Source organism: Actinosynnema pretiosum, assembly GCF_024171695.1.
In the GTDB taxonomy this organism is placed as follows: Bacteria; Actinomycetota; Actinomycetes; order Mycobacteriales; family Pseudonocardiaceae; genus Actinosynnema; species Actinosynnema pretiosum.
Genome location: NZ_JAMTCF010000003.1, coordinates 462,074 through 479,783 on the forward strand (window position 1 = coordinate 462,074; position 17,710 = coordinate 479,783).

Here is a 17,710-nt window from a genome sequence, read left to right on the forward strand (position 1 = left end):
TTCGGGTGATCAGCCCGTCGCGAGCCTGGTCAGCTGGCCCGCGTCGCCGTTGAACAGGTTCTGGTCGCCGGGGAACTGACCGGCGGCCTGCCACTGCCAGAACGTCTGGTAGTCCCAGCCGTGCGGCAGCTGCCCCAGCTGGTCGGTGTAGTGCGCCACCCACAGCGGGTTCGACTCGCTCAGCCGCAGCTGCTCCCCGACGCACTGGTTCCACCAGCTCGTGGACGTGTAGATCGTCGCGTGCCGCCCGGTGCGCTCGGCGAGCCTGCCGCTGAACTGCCGCACCCACTCGGCCATCGCGCCCTGGTCCTTGCCGTAGCAGGTGTCCCCGTACGGGTTGTACTCCACGTCCAGCGCGCCGGGCAGCGTCATCCCGTCGCCCGCCCAACCGCCGCCGTGGTCCACGAAGTAGTCGGCCTGGGTCCCGCCGTCCGAGCGGTCGGGCAGCGCGAAGTGGTAGGCCCCGCGCACCATGCCGACGCCGCGCGAGCCCTCGTACTGCTGCTGGAAGTGCGGGTTGGTGTACCCGGTGCCCTCGGTCGCCTTGACGTAGGCGAACCGCGCCCCGTCGCCCCACGGCCGCCCCCAGTCCACGTCGCCCTGGTGGCTGCTCACGTCCATGCCGGGCACCTTGCCCGCCTGGTCGGGCGCCGCCGCCGAGCGGGCGCTCGCCCAGCCCTCGCGCTTGGCGATCTCCGAGCCCGCGTAGTGCTGGTCCGAGCCCTCCGGCAGCCCCTCGCCGGGCAGTGGTTCGGCGTGCAGCGCGGTGGCGTGGGCGACGGCGAGCAGCGCTGCCGCCGCCGTGGTGGGCAGGCCCCACCGGGTCGCCCACCTGCGTGTTCGGCCCTGCGGCGTCATCGAAGCCCCCGATCGGTCTGCGGTGCTGCTGCTTCCGGCACACCGATGGTCCGCCCGAACGGCTTACGACGCATCCGGTGTGTCACCCGGAAAGACGCACCGTGACCGAAGGCGGTTCACGGGTCAGGGGTGGGGGACCCCAGCAGGATGGGCACGGGCCGGTCCGGCACGCGCCTACCGGGCTCACGCCGCTCGGGCTCACGCCGGGGAGGCGGACCCCTCCTCCGGCAGGTCGCCCTCCAGGTTCCAGCCCTCGCGCGGCCCACCGCGCAGCGACACCTCCCCGACGACCCGCAACCCGCCGCGCAGCTCCGGCGGCGGCGCGTCGGCCAGGTGCGCGAACTGCCCCACCCGCGCCCCGCGCGCGTCCACCCCGGCCCGGAACTCGGCCTCCTGGAAGGAGAGCCCGCCCGCGAAGTCGCAATCCCGCAGCTCGACCCGGCCCAGGAACGCCGCCCCGGAGAACAGCGCGGGCTTGCTGAACGAGGCCCCGGCGAACCGGCTGACCCCGTAGAACCGGGTCCGGCGCATCACGCACCGGCCGACCCGGCGGCCCTCAAGGCGCAGGTACTCCACGTTCGCCCCGGACAGGTTCAGGTTGAAGCGCTGCTCGGGGTCGTCCATCCCCCACGGCAGCAGGTCGGTGATCAGCCCCTGCGCGGTCAGCCGGACCGTCCGCTCCAGCTCCTGCTCGTCCGTGCCCGGCGCGGCGCCCCACCGCGCCGGGTCGTCGGGGTTCTTCTCGTACGCGGGGTGGTCGAAGGGCCTGCGCAGGTACGCGCACAGCACGTCGAGCACGGTCTGCCGGTAGCGCGGCGTGGCGCGGGCCAGCCCGGCCAGCGCGTGCAGCGCGCCCACCCGCACCTGGTCGGCGTCGTGCCCGAGCAGCTCCACGGCCCGCGCGAACCGCTCGTCGGCGACCTTGTCGCTCTCCAGCTCGTGCTTGGCCTCGTCGACGCGCCGCCGCCGGTCGTTGAGCCACAGCGCGTACAGGGCAACGACCGACGCGCCGACGAGCCCGCCGGTCTTGATCGCCTCGCCCTTGGGCTGGCCGGGGTCGAGCAGCGCCAGCCCCACCGCCGCGGCCACCGTCGCCAGCACCGACAGCACGATCACGGCGACCAGTCCCCGGTTCACCCGCTTCACGACCGGACCTCCCCGCGCGCGCCGACCTTCCAGCCATCGGGCAGCCGGTTGGCGTGCTCCTCGGACACCCGCATCCCGTGCGCCTGAGCCTTCAGCCCCGTCGGCAGCACCAGCCCGCCGGTGAACCGCGCGCCCCGGAAGTCGGCGTCCCCGGTGAACCCGGCGCCGTCGAAGGTGGTCGTCCCGGTGAACCGGGCGTCGGCGAACTTGGTGGGACCGAGGAACCTCGTCCGCTCGAACGAGGCGGCCCCCTCGCAGCCGAACCCGCTGAACCAGGCCCGCTTCCGGAACACCGCGTCGTGCAGGTGCAGCTCGCCGCCGCTGCGCGTCCCGGTGAGCCAGACGTCGCCGAGGAACACCGCGTGGTGGAAGGAGTTCGACTCGGACAGCACCGCGCCGCGCATCACCAGCGAGCCGACCGCCCGGTGCGACAGGTCGAAGTACCGCAGGTGCGCGTTGGTCAGGTCCAACCGGTACTCCGGCGGGTCCTGCGCGTCGGCGGCGGGCAGCAGGTCGGCGACGACGCGCTGCGCGGTCAGCCGGACCTCCTGCTCGCCGTCCCGCTCCCGCTGCTCGCCGTCCGGCGCCTCCGGCTTGCGCCGCAGGTACGCGCACAGCACGTCCAGCACGGTCTGCGCGTACTCCGGCCGGGACCGGGCCAGCCCCGCCATCGCGTGCATCGCGCCCACCCGCACCTGGTCGGCGTCGTGCCCGAGCAGCTCGACGGACTTCGCGAACCGCTCGTCCGCCACCCGCGACCGGTCGTGCTCGGCCCGCTGGCTCTCCAGCTCGTGCTTGGCCTCGTCGGTGCGCCGCCGCCGGTCGTTGAGCCACAGCGCGTACAGCGCCACCACCGCGCCACCGGCCAGGCCGCCGGTCTTGATCGTCTCGTGCTTGGGCGAGCCGGGGTCGATCGCCAGCAACAACCCGGCCACCAGCAGGAACGCCCCCGCCGACCCCAGCAGCGTCGCCGCCAGCATCCGCTTCCGCTTGCTCCGCAGCTCCACCAGCGCCAGCGCGAGCGCCAGCACCGACACCACCGCGCCCGCGATCCACCACACGTGCTCCACGCGGGCGATTCTGCCCGTGCCGCGCGCCGCGGGTGATCAGAACCGGCAACCACCGGGCAGGCCGGTGCGGTCACCCTGCGCGGTGGCCCATGATGTGCGGGTGACCGGATCGCGAACGGAGACCACGTGCAGCAGCGGCCGAGCACCGCGCCCGGCGGACCCGACCAGGCCGCCCGCGCCCGGAGGTCGTGGCGCGGCCGGTCGACCGCGCCGAGCCGGGGCGCGGCGGTCCGGGGTTCCGCCCCGCTCCGCAGTGCGGGCGGGGACGCGCGGCCCGCGCTGGGCTACGGTGGGGATCGGGGCGGACGGCGAACCCCGCTGAGCCGCAGCACGGGCCGCCGTGCGGCGGTTCGCGGTCTCGCACCGCTTCGCGGCGCGGGGCGGGCATGACGGAACGGGCTGGACACCTGGTGGCTCCTTCGGAGCGGTCCCACAACACCGACCCGGCGCTGCGGGCCGGGGCCGAGTCGTTCGCGCGAACCTGGGCGACGGCCGTCATAGGCAGCAGCTACGTGCCCATGACCCGGTCCGAGGTGGTCGAGCACCTGCGCGCCCTCACCGAGGTGCTGGTGGCCGCGCTGCTCGCCACCCCGTTCCGCCCGGCGCCCGGCCACGAGATCGGCGCCCGGCTGGTCGAGGCGCACTTCACCGGCACCGACACGCTCGGCCGCACCGTGCAGCTCATGGGCGACGACCTGTGCGCCGAGCTGGGCATCCCCGCCGACGACGCCACCCGCACCCGCCTCGCCGCGCTGCAGGGCGCGCTCGCGGCCGGTTACGCGCGTGCGCTGCGCGAGCGCACCCTGGCCGAGCAGGAGGCGATCCGCGCCGCCGTGCTGGACGCCCGCGACCAGGCCGAGGCCGCGCTGCGCGCCTCCGAGGCCCGGTTCCGCGCCATGTTCACCGAGGCCGCGATCGGCATCGGCATCGCCGACGTCGAGGGCCGCATCCTGGACGTCAACCAGGCGCTGCAGGACATGCTCGGGTTCGGCGTCGAGGAGATGCGGCAGCACAACATCCGCGACCTGATGCACCCGGAGGACGGGCCGTCGGTGTGGCGGCTCTACGACCAGCTCACGGCGGGCGAGCGCGACCACTACCGCGCGGAGAAGCGGTTCCGGCGGGCCGACGGCGAGCAGGTGTGGACGCACCTGACGCTGTCGCTGGTGCGCGACGACCACGGCGACCCGCAGTACCAGGTCGCCATGATCGAGGACGTCACCGACCGGCACCTGCTGCAGAACCGGCTGCGCTACCAGGCGCTGCACGACCCGCTCACCGGCCTGCCGAACCGGGCGCTGTTCCTCGACCGGCTCAGCCGCGTCTTCGGCAACCCCGACAAGCACCGCGCTGGCCTGTGCTACCTGGACCTCGACGGGTTCAAGGTGATCAACGACAGCCTCGGCCACGACATCGGCGACCAGCTGCTGGTCGAGGTCGGCAGGCGGCTGGACCGCTCGGTGTCCGGTGAGGGCAAGCTCGTGGCGCGCATGGGCGGCGACGAGTTCGTGATCCTGGTCGAGGACTCCACCCGCACCGACGACATCGTGGCCGTCGCGGACCGGGTGCTGCGCGAGCTGGAGTCCCCGATCCGCATCGGCGGGCACGAGCTGACCGTGTCCGCGTCGATCGGCATCGTCGAGCGCGGGCTGGAGGGCACCAGCGCGCCCGACCTGGTGCGCGACGCCGACATCACGCTGTACTGGGCCAAGGCGGACGGCAAGTCCCGCTGGGCGCTGTACGACCCGGACCGCAACGCCAAGGAGATCGCCAGGTTCACCCTGTCCGCCACCATGCCCGCCGCGCTGGAGCGCGACGAGTTCTACGTGGACTACCAGCCGCTGGTGCGGTTGGAGAACGCGCGGGTGGTCGGCGTGGAGGCGCTGGTGCGCTGGCAGCACCCGGAGTTCGGGCGGCTCGCGCCGGACCGGTTCATCGAGCTGGCCGAGGAGACCGGGCTGATCGTCCCGCTGGGCCGGTGGGTGCTGCGCAAGGCGTGCGAGCAGGGGCGGCGGTGGCTGGACGAGTTCGCCGAGCTGGCGCCGTACGTGAGCGTGAACCTGGCGGTGCGGCAGTCCCGCGACCCGGAGCTGGTGCGCGACGTGAAGCGCATCCTGGACGAGACCGGCCTGCCGCCAAGGCACCTCCAGCTGGAGCTGACCGAGAGCGCGATCATGGGCACCGCCGACGAGCCCCTCGAAGCGCTGCGGGCGCTGTCGGACATGGGCGTGCGGATAGCGATCGACGACTTCGGCACCGGCTACTCGAACCTGGCGTACCTCAAGCACCTGCCGGTGCACGAGCTGAAGATCGCCGGGTCGTTCATGGAGGGGCTGCGGGCCGCCGACGAGGAGGACCCGGTGGACGCGCAGATCGTGTCCACGCTGGTGCAGCTCGCGCACGCGCTCGGGCTCGGGGTGACGGCGGAGGGCGTGGAGACGCCGTCGCAGGCCAAGCGGCTGCACCGGATCGGCTGCGACACCGGGCAGGGGTGGTTCTACGCCAAGCCGATGGCGCCGGAGGGGATCGACGAGATGCTGCGGCGCTGAGCGGTCGCGCCCGCCCCGCGCTCAGGCCAGGTCGACGACCACCTTCACGTCGTCGTCGGCCCGGTCGAACGCCTCGGTGAACCGCTCCAGCGGCACCCGGCGGGTGATCAGGCCGCGCAACCAGCCGAGGTCGGCGCCCGCCAGCGCGGCGGCGGCCTTCCGGTAGTCGTCGGGGCCCGCGTTGACCGTGCCCACCACGGCCCGGTTGCCGAGCACGGCGGCGTCCAGCACGGACCGGTCCAGCGCCGCCGACCCGCGCTCGCCGGAGATGCCCGCCAGCACCACCACCGACGCCCGCCGCGCGCACTCCCAGGCCAGCTCGGCGACCCCGGTGCACTCGATCGCCACGTCCACCGGCAGGTCGGGGACCGCGCGGTGGTAGGTCGCGCCGAGCGCCCGCACCAGGTCCGGCTTCACCCCGTCGGCCACCCGGTCCACCACGTGCACGTCCGCCCCGCGCTGCACGCCCAGCAGCGCCGCCAGCAGCCCGATGGGGCCCGCGCCGACGACGAGCGCGATGCGGGCGGGCACGAACGCGCGCGAGCACAGCAGCTCCGCCTGCGCCCACGCCTTCGCCACCACCGACGCCGGTTCCAGCAGCACGCCCGCGTCGCCGAGCGCCGGGTCGAGCCTCACCGCGAACCGGGGCGGCACGCTCCACCGCTGAGCCCCGTACCCGTCCAGCTCCTTGATGCCGCGCTCCAGGTAGCGCCCGTTGCGGCAGAAGTCCCACGCGTCGGCCGCGCACGCCGCGCACGGCTCCGGGTCCGGCCGCCGCACCACCCCGGCCACCAGGTCGCCGGGCGCGAACCCGGACCCGTCGGGCGCGCTGAGCACCTCGCCGAGCGACTCGTGGAACAGCACCAACCCGTCCCGACCGGGCGGCAGCCACCCGAACCCGTCCCGCACGATCTCCACGTCGGTCGCGCACACCCCGGCCAACCGCCCGGCCACGAGCACCTCGCCGACCCGCTCGACCGCCTCCAGCTCGACCACCGCGCACCGCTCAGGCGCACCGGGAACCGCCCACGCCGCCCGCACCCCGTCAGCCACGGCAGGAGGCTACGTCCCCGAACCGCGCCCCGCCGCGCTCGTTGGGCCGAACGGACGTTGTGAGCGGCACTCCCGAACGGGACACTCGCGGGCCGCCGGTCCGCTAGTTTGACCCGCATGGGGAGAAGACTGCCGAGCCTCGCCGCGCCCGTGCTGGTCGCCGCGCTGGCGCTGTCCGCGTGCGGGGGGACCACCGAGGGCACGCCGAAGGCGGAGTCGCCGTCCTCGGCCGCCTCCTCGTCGGCGAAGCCCGAGGTGAGCAGGCCGAAGGAGCTGGACCTCAAGAGCCTGGAGACGTGCGACGTCCTGCTGACCAACGCCCAGCTCGCGGAGCTGGGGGTCAGGCCGCCGGTCCAGAACAAGCCCGATCCCATCAACGCCAGTGGCACCTACACCTGCGCCATGAACTGGGCGGAGAACCCCGGCTGGTCCTTGGGGTACGTCGTGTCCAAGGCCGCAGGCGTTGACGACTACCGGGAGCGGATGAACGCGGGCGACAAGATGAAGCCCGGCCAAGTCGACGGTTTCCCCACCTACCTCGTCGACCAGAGCGGCACGATCCAGGTGGAATGGACACTCCTGGTGGACGTCGCGGAGGGGCAGGTCCTCGCTCTCGACATCTCCTATTTCCGGATGGACTTCACGCGCGTCGCGGAGCCGGCCGTGGAAGAGCTGCACACGAGGCTCGAGAAAGCGGCGAGCTACTCACTGCAAGCGCTCATGAGCAGGTAGTTCATGGTCAAGTAGTTCTACTCGACTTGCCGGTGGAACTGGAGACACCCGCATCGCGTCGGAGTTACAGTCGTCCAGGCAGGCGCGCAGGGGAATTGACTTTCGAGGAGGGTGTGTCGTGTTCATCGCGGATGGCGGTGCCGGGGGGTCCGCGCAGAGCCAGCTGCCCGCTTACAGCGGTGCGCAGCGGAGGCTGAAGCTCGACGCTGGTTCGATCCCCAAGGCTCGGGAGCTGTTCTTGAAGGCGCTGGCCGACTTCGACGCGCAGTTCAAGCCAGCCGAGCGGGAGGTGGAGGCGAAGCCGTGGGGAGGTGACCCGGTCAGCAAGGAGACCGCGGAGAAGTTCAACCACGACACCTTCGACGCCGGCGACAACGCCGCGATGCAGGCGCTGGTCGCGTACCGCGCGCAGATCCAGGGCGTCATCGACCAGTTGGCGCAGATCGAGGCCACCTACACGGGTGTCGAGACCGGCAACCAGGCCTCCTTCAACCGCACCGCGAACGCCTGAGGGGGACGAGCGCGACATGAGTGACCACCGCTGGCGGGGCTACGACCACCCCGAGCTGTACAACATGATCAACTCCGGCCCCGGACCCTCCGCCTCCTACGTCGTCGAGGACGGCTGGCAGAGGCTGGACACTGCCCTTCAAGCCATCGACGCGGACCTCCGCGACGGTCTGGCCGGCCTTAACGCGAGCTGGGAGGGCGACACCGCCGACTCGACCCAGACCGCGGTGTCCCCCCTCGCGCAGTGGACCCAGGACGCGCAGCAGAGCGCGAGGACGATGAAGTCCTCGGCCGGTCTCCAGGCCGACTACATCGCCGACGCCCGCAAGGAGATGCCCGAGCCGGTCCCGATCACCACCGAGGCCCCCTCCGGCTGGGACAAGTTCAAGGCGGGCTTCACCGACGGCGTGACGCTCGGCCTCGCGGGCAGCTCCGCCGACGTGATCCGCCAGCAGCGCGACCACGAGGCCCAGGAAGCCGCGCAGGAGAACGCGCAGCAGAAGGCCATCGCGGTCATGAAGTCGTACGAGTCGAACAGCGAGTGGAACCGCAACACGCTGGGCGAGTTCGTGCCGCCGCCGCAGGTCGTCATCGACGCGCCCCTGCCCTCCGGCGCCAGCGGCATCCAGAGCACCGCGACGGCCGGGTACGCCTCGCGGTCCGACTGGAGCGTCACGAGCGGCGGTGGCACCACGGGCACCAGCTCCTACACGCCCACCCCGACCGCTCCCCCGGTCAGCATCGGCGGCTACACCCCGGTCGGCACCGGCGGCGGCACCACGAACACCTCGTGGGCGACCCCGACCCCGGTCAGCCCTCCGGTCACGCCCCCGGTGACCCCGCCCGGCCTCGGCACCACCACCCCGTCCGGCGGTGGCAACCCCGGCGGCGGTGGCGGCACCTGGACCATGCCGAACCCGGTTGGCAACGGCGGCGGCAACACCGGCGCCAACCCGCCCAGGACCAACCCGAACCTCGGCGGCGCGCGTCCCCCGGTGCTGCCCACCGGCACCTCCCAGGGCGGCAACGCGCCCAAGCTCCCCGGCGCTCCCGGCGTCCCGAACGCCTTCGGCCGTCCGGGGATGCCCGGTGGGCCCGGCGGTCTCGGCGGCGGTCGTCCCGGAATGCCGGGCATGCCCGGCATGGGCGGCTTCGGCGCGGCGGGCGGTGGCGCGGGCGGCGCGGGCATGCCCAGCGGGACCGGCGCGGCCGGTGTCGCGGGCAACGGCCAGCCCGGCCTCGGTCGCGGCGGCGCGGCGGGCGTCCAGGGCTTCGGCCCCGGCGGCGCGGGCGCCGCGGCGGGCGCGGGCGGTCGCGGTGCGGCCGGTGGTGCGGGCATGGGTGGCGCGGGTGCGCCCGGCGCGGCGGCGCGCGACGAGGACGACGTCGAGCACAAGCTCGCCGACTACCTCGTGGAGACCACCGACGTCTTCGGCGACGACCGCATGGTCGCGCCCCCGGTCATCGGCGGCGAGTAGCCAGTGGGGGAGCGGCCCGCGCGATATCGTCGCGCGGGCCGCTTTTCCAGTTCAGGACCACTTTTTCTCTTGGGGGAGACGACCGGTGGACTACTTCGGGGGAGCCGAGGAGCAGGAGCCGATCACGCTGTCGGCCGAGGAGTTCGACGTGCTCTGGGAGCGCTTCGACGCGGGGCCGATGCCGCTGGTGATCAAGGTCCCGTCACCCGGCAAGACCTACTCGGAGCGGGCGCAGCTGGAGGACCGGGTGTGGCGGTCGATCGGCGCGCGCGGCCTCGGCGGGCCAAGGGGGCTGCACCCCGAGCTGGACTTCCTGCTGCGCACGCTCATCCGGCCCGAGCGCGAGGTCGACGCCAGGCTGTGGCTGGGCAGGAGCGTGCGGGTGCTCGCCGCCGCCAACGGCGACCACGGCTCCCTGGCCACCCTGGTCGACGGCCACCTGACGTTCCGCAGGGCGGCCGGGACCGGCCTGCCGAGCGCCGTCGTGGCCGCGCTCCCCAAGCACCCGGCGGGCGCAGGCCACTCGGTGACCCTGCCCAGCGCGGACCTGGAAGCCGCCGTCGAGGGCTCGGACAACACCACCAAGGGCATGGAGAGCGCGCTGCGCGCCAAGGGCCTGCGCGAGGCCGACGCGACCGCCCTGGCCAAGATGCTCACCAACCCGGTCGGCACCGGCAACTTCGGCGCGGCGGCCCGCGACCGCTACGGCAAGCGCTGCCGCCCGGAGCGCGTGGTGGGGTTCTTCGACAACGAGGAGGGCCGCTTCCTCCAGCAGCGCCGCACCACCCAGGGCGCCGAGGCGTGGAGCACCTTCACCCCGACCGACACCCGCAGGCTCACCCACCAGGTCGACGAGCTGCTGACCGAGGCGATGCTGGCCGCAGGCCAGGAAGTCCGCCGATAGGGTTGGCGCCGTGCCGAGGAAACCACCCGACCCGACCGAGACCAGGGCGGCCGTCGAGGCCGTGCTGCCGTGGCTGGAGGACGAGTCGACCCGCCCGCCCCGCCCGGACCTGGCGGCGGCGGTCAGGCTCAGCCTGCGCACCCTGGAGCACACCGCGCCGGGCCACACCGTGGAGGTGCGCGTCCCCCCGTTCGCGGCGGTGCAGTGCGTGGCGGGCCCGAGGCACACCAGGGGCACCCCGCCGAACGTGGTCGAGACCGACCCGAGGACGTGGCTCCAACTGGCAACCGGCCGCCTCACCTGGGAGGCCGCCCTGGCGACGTCGCGGGTGACCGCGTCGGGCACCCGCGCGGACCTGTCGGAGCACCTGCCACTTCTGCGGTTCTGAGGGCGGCGGACGTCCGGCGCGGTTAGGGTCCGCGCTGTGAAACGACTGGTCATCGCGTTGTTGGCGTTGGGATTTCTCACTAGCGGGTGCGCGGTCGACCAGGACGCGGAGCTGACCTTCAAGGTCGTCCGCTTCACCGAGGCCTTCGACACGAGCGTGGCCCACCACCCGGCCGGTGCGGTGCTCGAGATCGACGAGGAGCTCGGCAGCTGGGACATCTCGGTCGACCGGGAGAGCGTCGCCCTCGACCGGTTGCCCGCAGGGATCGAGATCGGCGACCGGTTGGTGTGCCAGGTGCGCTCGTACGACAAGAACTGGCTCGATTCGCTCAAGGCGGAGATCACCATGGAGTCCTGCACGCCCGCCTGATGCCGGGAAAACCGGGGCGCGCGCTCGCCGGTCCGGTTAGGTTCGGCGGTATGAAGCGGCTGGGTATCGCGTTGCTGGCATTGGGTTTCCTGCTGTCAGGCTGTTCGAGCGAGTGGCAGGAGGATGTCCGCTTCAAGGTGATCGAGCTCCACCCGGCCGCCGAGAACAAGGCGGGCGAGCTGCAGAAGCCCTACGCCCGGATGGTCATCGACCAGGCCGAGCCCAAGTGGCTCGGGCCGAAGGCGATCGACCTGGACCAGCTCCCGGTCGGGCTGGAGGTCGACGACGTGCTGGTGTGCTCGGTCCGGCGCTACGACGACAACGGGTTCGACGACGTCGAGGCCAAGGTGACCGTCGGTCCCTGCAAGACGGCCTGAACCGTCCGGGGCCCCAGGAGCGGGGCCCCGGACCCGGTCCTAGAACAAAGCGCCCAAGGTGTTGTCCCAGACGTCCTTGCCGAACTCGACGGCGTCGCCGACCCCGTTGACCACGATGTCGCCCGCGTCGTTCAGCACCTCGCCCGCGGTGTCCAGCACGCCCCGGCCCGCGTCGCCCCAGCGGCCGTCCACCGCAGCGCTCCCGGCGTCCCACAGGCCGCTGCCCGCGTCGACCACCAGGTCTGCGGCGCCCACCGCCGTGCTGCTGACCACGTCGATGACCGGGCCGACGACCGGCAGGTCCGAACCGGGCAGCGACGGGCCGAGCGGGCTGTCGTGCCACTTCTGCGAGGTCACCGAGCCGCCTTCGCCATTGGCGATCCTGGCCAGGTTCTGCACCGACTCCGAGCCGCGGTCGTAGTACTGGACGTGCGCGTCGACCAGGTGCCCGGAGTCGCCGGTCCCGAACACCTTCGCGCCGAAGTCCTTGTCGTACGGCCCGGTGGAAGAGCCGTCCTCGGTGAACCAGGTCGAACTCGTGCCCTGGACGACGGGGTCGTGCTCCGTCGCGCCCGCGTACACGTGACCGGGGCCCACCGAGAGCTGGTTGACGTTCGAGGCGCCCACGCCCGGTGAGCCGACGAACGCGATGTCGTCCGCCTTCAGCCCGTTCATGCCCGCGTAGCCGACCGTGGTGGAGCCGTAGGAGTGCCCGATCACCGTCAGGTGCTGGTCGGTGCCCGCTGCCCCGGCTGCGGCCCGATAACCGTCAACGTCGGCGACCAGGTTCAGGCCGCCCTCGCGCGCCTGAGCGGGGTTGTCGACCTCACCGAGCTCCCAGCCGGGCGCGTCGTAGCCGAGCCACTGGATCGTCGCGTTGCCATCCGCGCCCATCTCCGCGCGCAGGTTCGCCGCCTGGTTGACGGAGAAGCTGTCCAGCGTCGACCCGGTGCCCGGCACGGTCACCGCCAGGTTCTTCGCGGTGTCGGGGTTGCCGAACGCGATCGCCATGCCGCCATCGCCGCGTGGGCCGTACGGGTCGTAGGCCATGACCCGGACGTCGCTCTCCGGCCACCCGTTGTCCTTGGCGAGCGCGGCGGACTCGTTCAGGCTCTTCTGCGCCGCAGCCGCGTTGTCCGCCTTCGTCGCCGCGACCTGCCGCTCGTCCATCATCCGCGCGTACTCGGGATCGTTCAGCAGCCTGGTGAGCCCGTCCGACGTCGACGCGTCGATCCCCAGCTCCCGAGCCCGCTCCTCCATCGCGGCGTCCAACCGGTCCCGCTCCGCGCCGAACCGCTGCGCGTCGTCGGCGATCCGAGCCCGGTTGGCCTGGTCCAGCACCTCGGACGGCAGCCCGCGCAGCTGCCCCAGCTCCTGGAACTTCGTCCGCAGCAGCTCGTCCCGCTGCTCCTGCGACAGCCCCTTCCACCAGGCCGCCACCTGCTTCGGGTCGCTGCCCGGCTGGGGCACCTGCGGCGAGCGCACGGCCGCCACGGCGCTCCCCCACCCGGCGTCACCGGAAGCCACCTCACCGAAGCCCGGCTTCACCTTCCCGAGGGCGCTCGCGTACTGCCGCAGCGCGTTCTCGTAGCCGTTCTTCACCCCTTCGAGCGCCTGGTTCACCTGACCGGCGAGGTTGAGCGTCTGGGCGGGCGTCATCAGCGGGGACCTGGCGCGCCACGCGGAGATCGCCTGGTCCGCCGCGCCGCGCATCCGCGAGTACGCCTCCGCCGCGGCCTGGACCACCTCGACGCCGATCCCGAGCCGCTCCTGCGCGGTCCCGGCCGCCTTCGCCGACAGCTCCGCCCGCTTGCCGAACCCGGTCGCCGACGTGCCGCGCCACGCCGACGTGGCCGTCGACCCGCCCGACCGCACCGCGTCGCCCGCCCGCGACAGCGCGCTCGACGCACCGGTCAGCGGGTCGCCCGCCGCGGCCACCGAGCTCGCGCTCCCGGACGCCAACTGCCCGTAGAGCACCTCGGGATCGATCACGACAGCCCTCCGCTGATCTTCGTGAAGCTCGCCGTCCACTGGTCGTCGACCCGCTCGTAGTTCTCCGCGTTCTCCACCAGCCCGTCACCCGCGTCGCGGTACCACGCGCTGCCCCGCCGCAGGTCCTCGCCGTGCTCCGAGGCGAACTTCGCCACGGCCGCCGCGAACTCGCCCGCCGCCGGAACCTCGCCGAGCGCTCCCGCGTCGAGGGTGAACATGGAGACCAGTTCGGCGCCCTCGCCCGCGGCGTCGGCCCCCTCCTGGAACTGCTTCGACGCCGAGCGCAACGACTCTGGCTGCACACCGAACACGACTTCCCCACCCTTCACCCGCTGAGCGGCTGACGAACGACCGGACCGAACCAGACCGAACCGAGACCAGACCGAACCAGAGCAGACCGAACCGAGCACGAGCTGACCGGGAACCGGCCCCAACCGGACCCCACCGGACGGGAAACCACCCGGTCGACCCGCGCGGGGCCGGCGCACCGCACGGGTGCGACGCACCGGGAACCGCCCCGGTTCCCGCCACCCGGCGAAGCCGGGTGGGGCACGATGGCACACGACCTTCGAGGGAGGCGGACAGTGGCACGAGGATGGACCGCGCAGCGGTGGACCGCGGTGTTCACCGAGCAGGCGGCGATGTTCCGGGAAGCGGTCGGGGGCGCCGACCCGGCGGCGCCGGTGCCGTCCTGCCCCGGCTGGACGTTCACCGAGCTGACCCTGCACGTCGCGCGCTTCCTGGAGACCGCGGTCGAGCACCTGCGCACCGGCAGCCCGGTCCGCCTGGCCCCGCTCCCGGCGCCCGACGCCCGCCTGCCGCTCGACTACCTCGACGCGCAGCTCGCCCGCGCCGCCGAGGTGCTGCCGCAGGTCCCGGCCAACCGCGCCACCTGGACGTTCTCCCCCGCCGCCCCCGACCTGGCCTGGGTGTGGCACCGCCGCATCGCCCACGAGGTCGACCTGCGCCGCTGGGACGCCCAGGCCGCGCTGCGCACCCTCGTGCCGGGCGCCCCCGGCCTCGCGGCCGACTTCGCCGCCGACGGCGTCGACGAGTCCCTCGGCACCCTGCTCGCCGCCAAGCACGCCACCGACTCCCCGCCGACCGCGCGCGGGACGGCGCTGGTGGCCCTCACCGACCTGCCCGAGTCCTGGCTGGTCACCTTCACCCCCGGCGAGGTCCCCGACGTCCGCGCCCCCCAACCCGGCGAGCAGGCCGACGTCACCGTCTCGGGCGAGGCGCAGCTCGTCCACTACGGGCTGTGGGGCAGGTTGCCGCTCCGCGCCGAGGGCGATCCCGCCCTGGTGCGGGCCCTCCGCCTCGACTGAGGTGCGTTTGGTCACGTACCGGGGGTGCTGATGGGGGTGGTTCACCCCCCGTTCGCCTTACACTCGAAGTGCAGCCCGACATCGTCGCTAGGGAGCACTCGGTGGTCACCGACCAGTCAGCAACCGGCCGCACCGAACCCGAAAACCCCGATCGAGAACCCCGCGAGGAATGCGGTGTCTTCGGCGTGTGGGCGCCGGGTGAGGAAGTCTCCAAGCTCACCTACTACGGCCTCTACGCGCTCCAGCACCGCGGCCAGGAGGCCGCGGGCATCTCGGTCGGCGACGGGTCCCAGGTCGTGGTCTTCAAGGACCTCGGCCTGGTCTCCCAGGTGTTCGACGAGCAGGTGCTGTCCTCGCTGCGCGGCCACGTCGCCGTCGGCCACTGCCGCTACTCCACCACGGGCTCCACGACGTGGGAGAACGCGCAGCCGACGTTCCGGCACACCGCGACCGGCTCGGCGCTCTCGCTCGGCCACAACGGCAACCTGGTCAACACCGCCGAGCTGCGCGAGCGGGCCCGCGCGGCGGGCGTCGACACCGGCCACGGCGCGACCACCGACTCCGACCTGGTGTGCGGGCTGCTCGCGGCCGACGCCGCCGACCTCGGCATCGAGCAGTCCGCCATGAAGCTGCTGCCGACCCTGCGCGGCGCGTTCTGCCTGGTCTTCTCGGACGAGTCGACGCTGTACGCGGCGCGCGACTCGCACGGCGTGCACCCGCTCGTCCTCGGCCGCCTCGAGCGCGGCTGGGTCGTGGCCAGCGAGACCGCCGCGCTCGACATCGTCGGCGCCTCGTACGTCCGCGAGGTCGAGCCCGGCGAGCTGATCGCCATCGACGAGAACGGCCTGCGGTCCAGCCGGTTCGCCAACCCCGAGCCCAAGGGCTGCATCTTCGAGTACGTGTACCTGGCCCGCCCGGACACCTCGATCGCCGGGCGCGGCGTGCACGCCACCCGCGTCGAGATCGGCCGCAGGCTCGCCAAGGAGCACCCGGTCGAGGCCGACCTGGTCATCCCGGTGCCCGAGTCCGGCACGCCCGCCGCCATCGGCTACGCCCAGGCCTCCGGCATCCCCTACGGGTCCGGCCTGGTCAAGAACGCCTACGTCGGCCGCACGTTCATCCAGCCGTCGCAGACGATCCGCCAGCTCGGCATCCGGCTCAAGCTCAACCCGCTGCGCGACGTCATCCGGGGCAAGCGCCTGGTCGTCGTGGACGACTCGATCGTGCGCGGCAACACCCAGCGCGCCCTCGTCCGGATGCTCCGCGAGGCGGGCGCCCTGGAGGTGCACGTCCGGATCGCGTCGCCGCCCGTCAAGTGGCCGTGCTTCTACGGCATCGACTTCGCCTCGCGCGCCGAGCTGATCGCGAACGGCCTCGACGACGACGGCATCCGCCGCTCGATCGGCGCCGACTCGCTCGGCTACGTGTCGCTCGAAGAGCTGGTCTCGGCCACCGAGCAGCCCAAGTCGCGGCTGTGCGCGGCCTGCTTCGACGGCGAGTACCCGATCCCGCTGCCCGAGGACGCGCTCATCGGCAAGCACCTGCTCGAAGGCGCGCGCGGGGACGGCGGTCGCGGCGTCGCGGGCTCGGCGACCCCGGTCCTGCCGAACGGGTACGGTGCCGAGGACGCCCTCCAGAGGCCCTGAAGATGGAGCTTGTAGACGTGACGGACAGCGCCAAGGCGACCTACGCCGCAGCCGGAGTGAGCATCGAAGCCGGTGACGAGGCGGTGGAGAAGCTCAAGCCGTGGGCGGCCAAGGCGCACCGCCCCGAGGTGCTCGGCGGGATCGGCGGCTTCGCCGGCCTGTTCCAGCTGAAGCTGGACCGGTGGAAGGAGCCCGTGCTGGCCTCCTCCACCGACGGGGTGGGCACCAAGATCGCGGTAGCGCAGGCGCTCGACAAGCACGACACGGTCGGCATCGACCTGGTCGCGATGGTCGTGGACGACCTGGTGGTGTGCGGCGCCGAGCCGCTCTTCATGCAGGACTACATCGCGGTCGGCCGGGTCGTGCCCGACCGGATCGCGGCGCTCGTGAAGGGCATCGCCGAGGGCTGCGTGCAGGCCGGGTGCGCCCTGCTGGGCGGCGAGACCGCCGAGCACCCCGGCCTGATGGCCGACGGGGACTACGACATCTCCGGCACCGGCGTCGGCGTGGTCGAGGCCTCCGCCATGCTCGGGCCGGACCGGGTGCGCGACGGCGACGTCGTCATCGCCATGGGCTCCTCCGGGCTGCACTCCAACGGGTACTCGCTCGCGCGGCACGTGCTGCTGGAGATCGCGCGGATGCCGCTGGAGGGGCACGTCGAGGAGTTCGGGCGGACCCTCGGCGAGGAGCTGCTGGAGCCGACCCGGATCTACGCCAAGGACTGCCTGGCGCTGGCCGCCGAGGCCGAGGTGCGGACGTTCGCGCACGTCACCGGTGGTGGGCTGGCGGCCAACCTGGCCCGCGTCCTGCCGGAGGGGCTGCACGCGCGGCTCGACCGGGGGACCTGGACGCCCGCGCCGGTGTTCGCGCTGATCGCGCAGCGCGGGCGGGTGGAGCGCGAGGAGATGGAGAAGACGTTCAACATGGGCATCGGCATGGTCGCCGTGGTGTCGCCCGAGGACGTCGACCGCGCGCTGGCCGTGCTGACCGCCCGCCACGTGCCCGCGTGGGTGCTGGGCGAGGTCACCGCCGGGGAGACCGGCGCCGTGCTGGCCGGGGACCACCCCAGGTTCTGATCTCCGCTGGGTTTTCTCGTTCGTGAGGGGCGTCGCCGGGACCACCGGCGGCGCCCCTTCGCATTGGCGCCCGATTTACACCCGATCGTGGCCCGCTCCAGAGCTTCGCACCGCCCTTCACCCTCGGTAAAGTGATCACTACCAGCCGCGAGCTGGTTCCCGTCCGGTTCTCGGACACCGCGGACTTCATCGGTGCCGCAAGGCCTCATCGCCGCCCACCGGTCCGCCGCACGG

General features: G+C 73.1%; 17 protein-coding genes. 11 read left to right on the forward strand and 6 right to left on the reverse strand.

The annotated features are described in order from the left end of the window. Positions 1-9: 9 nt before the first annotated feature. From LV78_RS08540 to LV78_RS08550, 3 genes are all read right to left on the reverse strand, one after another. A complete protein-coding gene (locus tag LV78_RS08540) occupies positions 10-858 on the reverse strand; it encodes a lysozyme (RefSeq protein WP_253844162.1) in 849 nt (282 codons plus the stop codon). Between the two features lie 198 nt (positions 859-1,056). Next, positions 1,057-2,004: a pentapeptide repeat-containing protein gene (locus LV78_RS08545; protein ID WP_253844163.1), complete on the reverse strand. Its 948-nt coding sequence runs from the start codon at positions 2,002-2,004 to the stop codon at positions 1,057-1,059. After that, on the reverse strand, positions 2,001-3,074 hold the full coding sequence (locus tag LV78_RS08550) for a pentapeptide repeat-containing protein (protein WP_253844164.1): 1,074 nt from the start codon (positions 3,072-3,074) through the stop codon (positions 2,001-2,003). Before LV78_RS08550 ends, LV78_RS08545 begins: the two co-directional genes overlap by 4 nt. Positions 3,075-3,460: 386 nt before the next feature. On the opposite strand from LV78_RS08550, the gene LV78_RS08555 reads away from it, so the two are divergent. Next, positions 3,461-5,623: a putative bifunctional diguanylate cyclase/phosphodiesterase gene (locus LV78_RS08555; RefSeq protein WP_253844165.1), complete on the forward strand. Its 2,163-nt coding sequence runs from the start codon at positions 3,461-3,463 to the stop codon at positions 5,621-5,623. A 21-nt stretch (positions 5,624-5,644) separates the two neighbouring features. Here the strand turns inward: LV78_RS08555 and LV78_RS08560 are convergent, their stop codons facing one another. Continuing rightward, entirely contained in the window at positions 5,645-6,676 is a 1,032-nt protein-coding gene (locus LV78_RS08560) for an alcohol dehydrogenase catalytic domain-containing protein (protein ID WP_253844166.1), read from the reverse strand. Positions 6,677-6,793: 117 nt separating this feature from the next. Here LV78_RS08560 and LV78_RS08565 point away from each other — a divergent pair, with 117 nt between their 5' ends. The 7 genes from LV78_RS08565 to LV78_RS08595 all read left to right on the forward strand — a co-directional run bounded on the left by LV78_RS08565 (position 6,794) and on the right by LV78_RS08595 (position 11,434). Then, positions 6,794-7,408, forward strand: coding sequence for a DUF3558 family protein (locus LV78_RS08565; protein ID WP_253844167.1), 615 nt, complete (start codon positions 6,794-6,796; stop codon positions 7,406-7,408). A 118-nt stretch (positions 7,409-7,526) separates the two neighbouring features. Beyond that, positions 7,527-7,919, forward strand: a complete 393-nt coding sequence (locus LV78_RS08570; protein WP_253844168.1) for a transcriptional regulator — start codon at positions 7,527-7,529, stop codon at positions 7,917-7,919. A 16-nt stretch (positions 7,920-7,935) separates the two neighbouring features. Continuing rightward, positions 7,936-9,396, forward strand: a complete 1,461-nt coding sequence (locus LV78_RS08575; RefSeq protein WP_253844169.1) for a PPE domain-containing protein — start codon at positions 7,936-7,938, stop codon at positions 9,394-9,396. A gap of 85 nt (positions 9,397-9,481) precedes the next feature. After that, the gene (locus LV78_RS08580; RefSeq protein ID WP_253844170.1) at positions 9,482-10,300 is read left to right on the forward strand and encodes an ESX secretion-associated protein EspG; all 819 of its coding nucleotides are present in this window, start codon (positions 9,482-9,484) and stop codon (positions 10,298-10,300) included. Between the two features lie 10 nt (positions 10,301-10,310). Beyond that, on the forward strand, positions 10,311-10,688 hold the full coding sequence (locus LV78_RS08585; protein ID WP_253844171.1) for a sterol carrier family protein: 378 nt from the start codon (positions 10,311-10,313) through the stop codon (positions 10,686-10,688). 36 nt (positions 10,689-10,724) lie between these two features. After that, positions 10,725-11,057, forward strand: a complete 333-nt coding sequence (locus LV78_RS08590) for a hypothetical protein (protein WP_253844172.1) — start codon at positions 10,725-10,727, stop codon at positions 11,055-11,057. Positions 11,058-11,107: 50 nt separating this feature from the next. Beyond that, entirely contained in the window at positions 11,108-11,434 is a 327-nt protein-coding gene (locus LV78_RS08595) for a hypothetical protein (RefSeq protein WP_253844173.1), read from the forward strand. Positions 11,435-11,473: 39 nt separating this feature from the next. Here LV78_RS08595 and LV78_RS08600 read toward each other — a convergent pair whose 3' ends face one another. Beyond that, positions 11,474-13,426, reverse strand: coding sequence for an alpha/beta hydrolase (locus LV78_RS08600; protein WP_253844174.1), 1,953 nt, complete (start codon positions 13,424-13,426; stop codon positions 11,474-11,476). Further along, complete coding sequence (locus tag LV78_RS08605; protein WP_253844175.1) at positions 13,423-13,737, reverse strand: DUF2563 family protein; 315 nt, start codon at positions 13,735-13,737, stop codon at positions 13,423-13,425. The genes LV78_RS08600 and LV78_RS08605 overlap by 4 nt, the downstream gene beginning before the upstream one ends. A 273-nt stretch (positions 13,738-14,010) precedes the next feature. On the opposite strand from LV78_RS08605, the gene LV78_RS08610 reads away from it, so the two are divergent. The 3 genes from LV78_RS08610 to purM all read left to right on the forward strand — a co-directional run bounded on the left by LV78_RS08610 (position 14,011) and on the right by purM (position 17,476). Then, positions 14,011-14,754 (forward strand): maleylpyruvate isomerase N-terminal domain-containing protein, encoded by a 744-nt coding sequence (locus LV78_RS08610; protein WP_253844176.1) that lies wholly within the window; start codon positions 14,011-14,013, stop codon positions 14,752-14,754. A 101-nt stretch (positions 14,755-14,855) separates the two neighbouring features. Then, positions 14,856-16,400 carry an amidophosphoribosyltransferase gene (purF, locus tag LV78_RS08615; protein WP_253844177.1) on the forward strand — a complete coding sequence of 515 codons (1,545 nt, stop codon included), beginning with the start codon at positions 14,856-14,858 and terminating at the stop codon, positions 16,398-16,400. A gap of 2 nt (positions 16,401-16,402) precedes the next feature. Further along, positions 16,403-17,476: a phosphoribosylformylglycinamidine cyclo-ligase gene (gene purM / locus LV78_RS08620; RefSeq protein WP_301306052.1), complete on the forward strand. Its 1,074-nt coding sequence runs from the start codon at positions 16,403-16,405 to the stop codon at positions 17,474-17,476. Positions 17,477-17,710 lie beyond the last annotated feature (234 nt).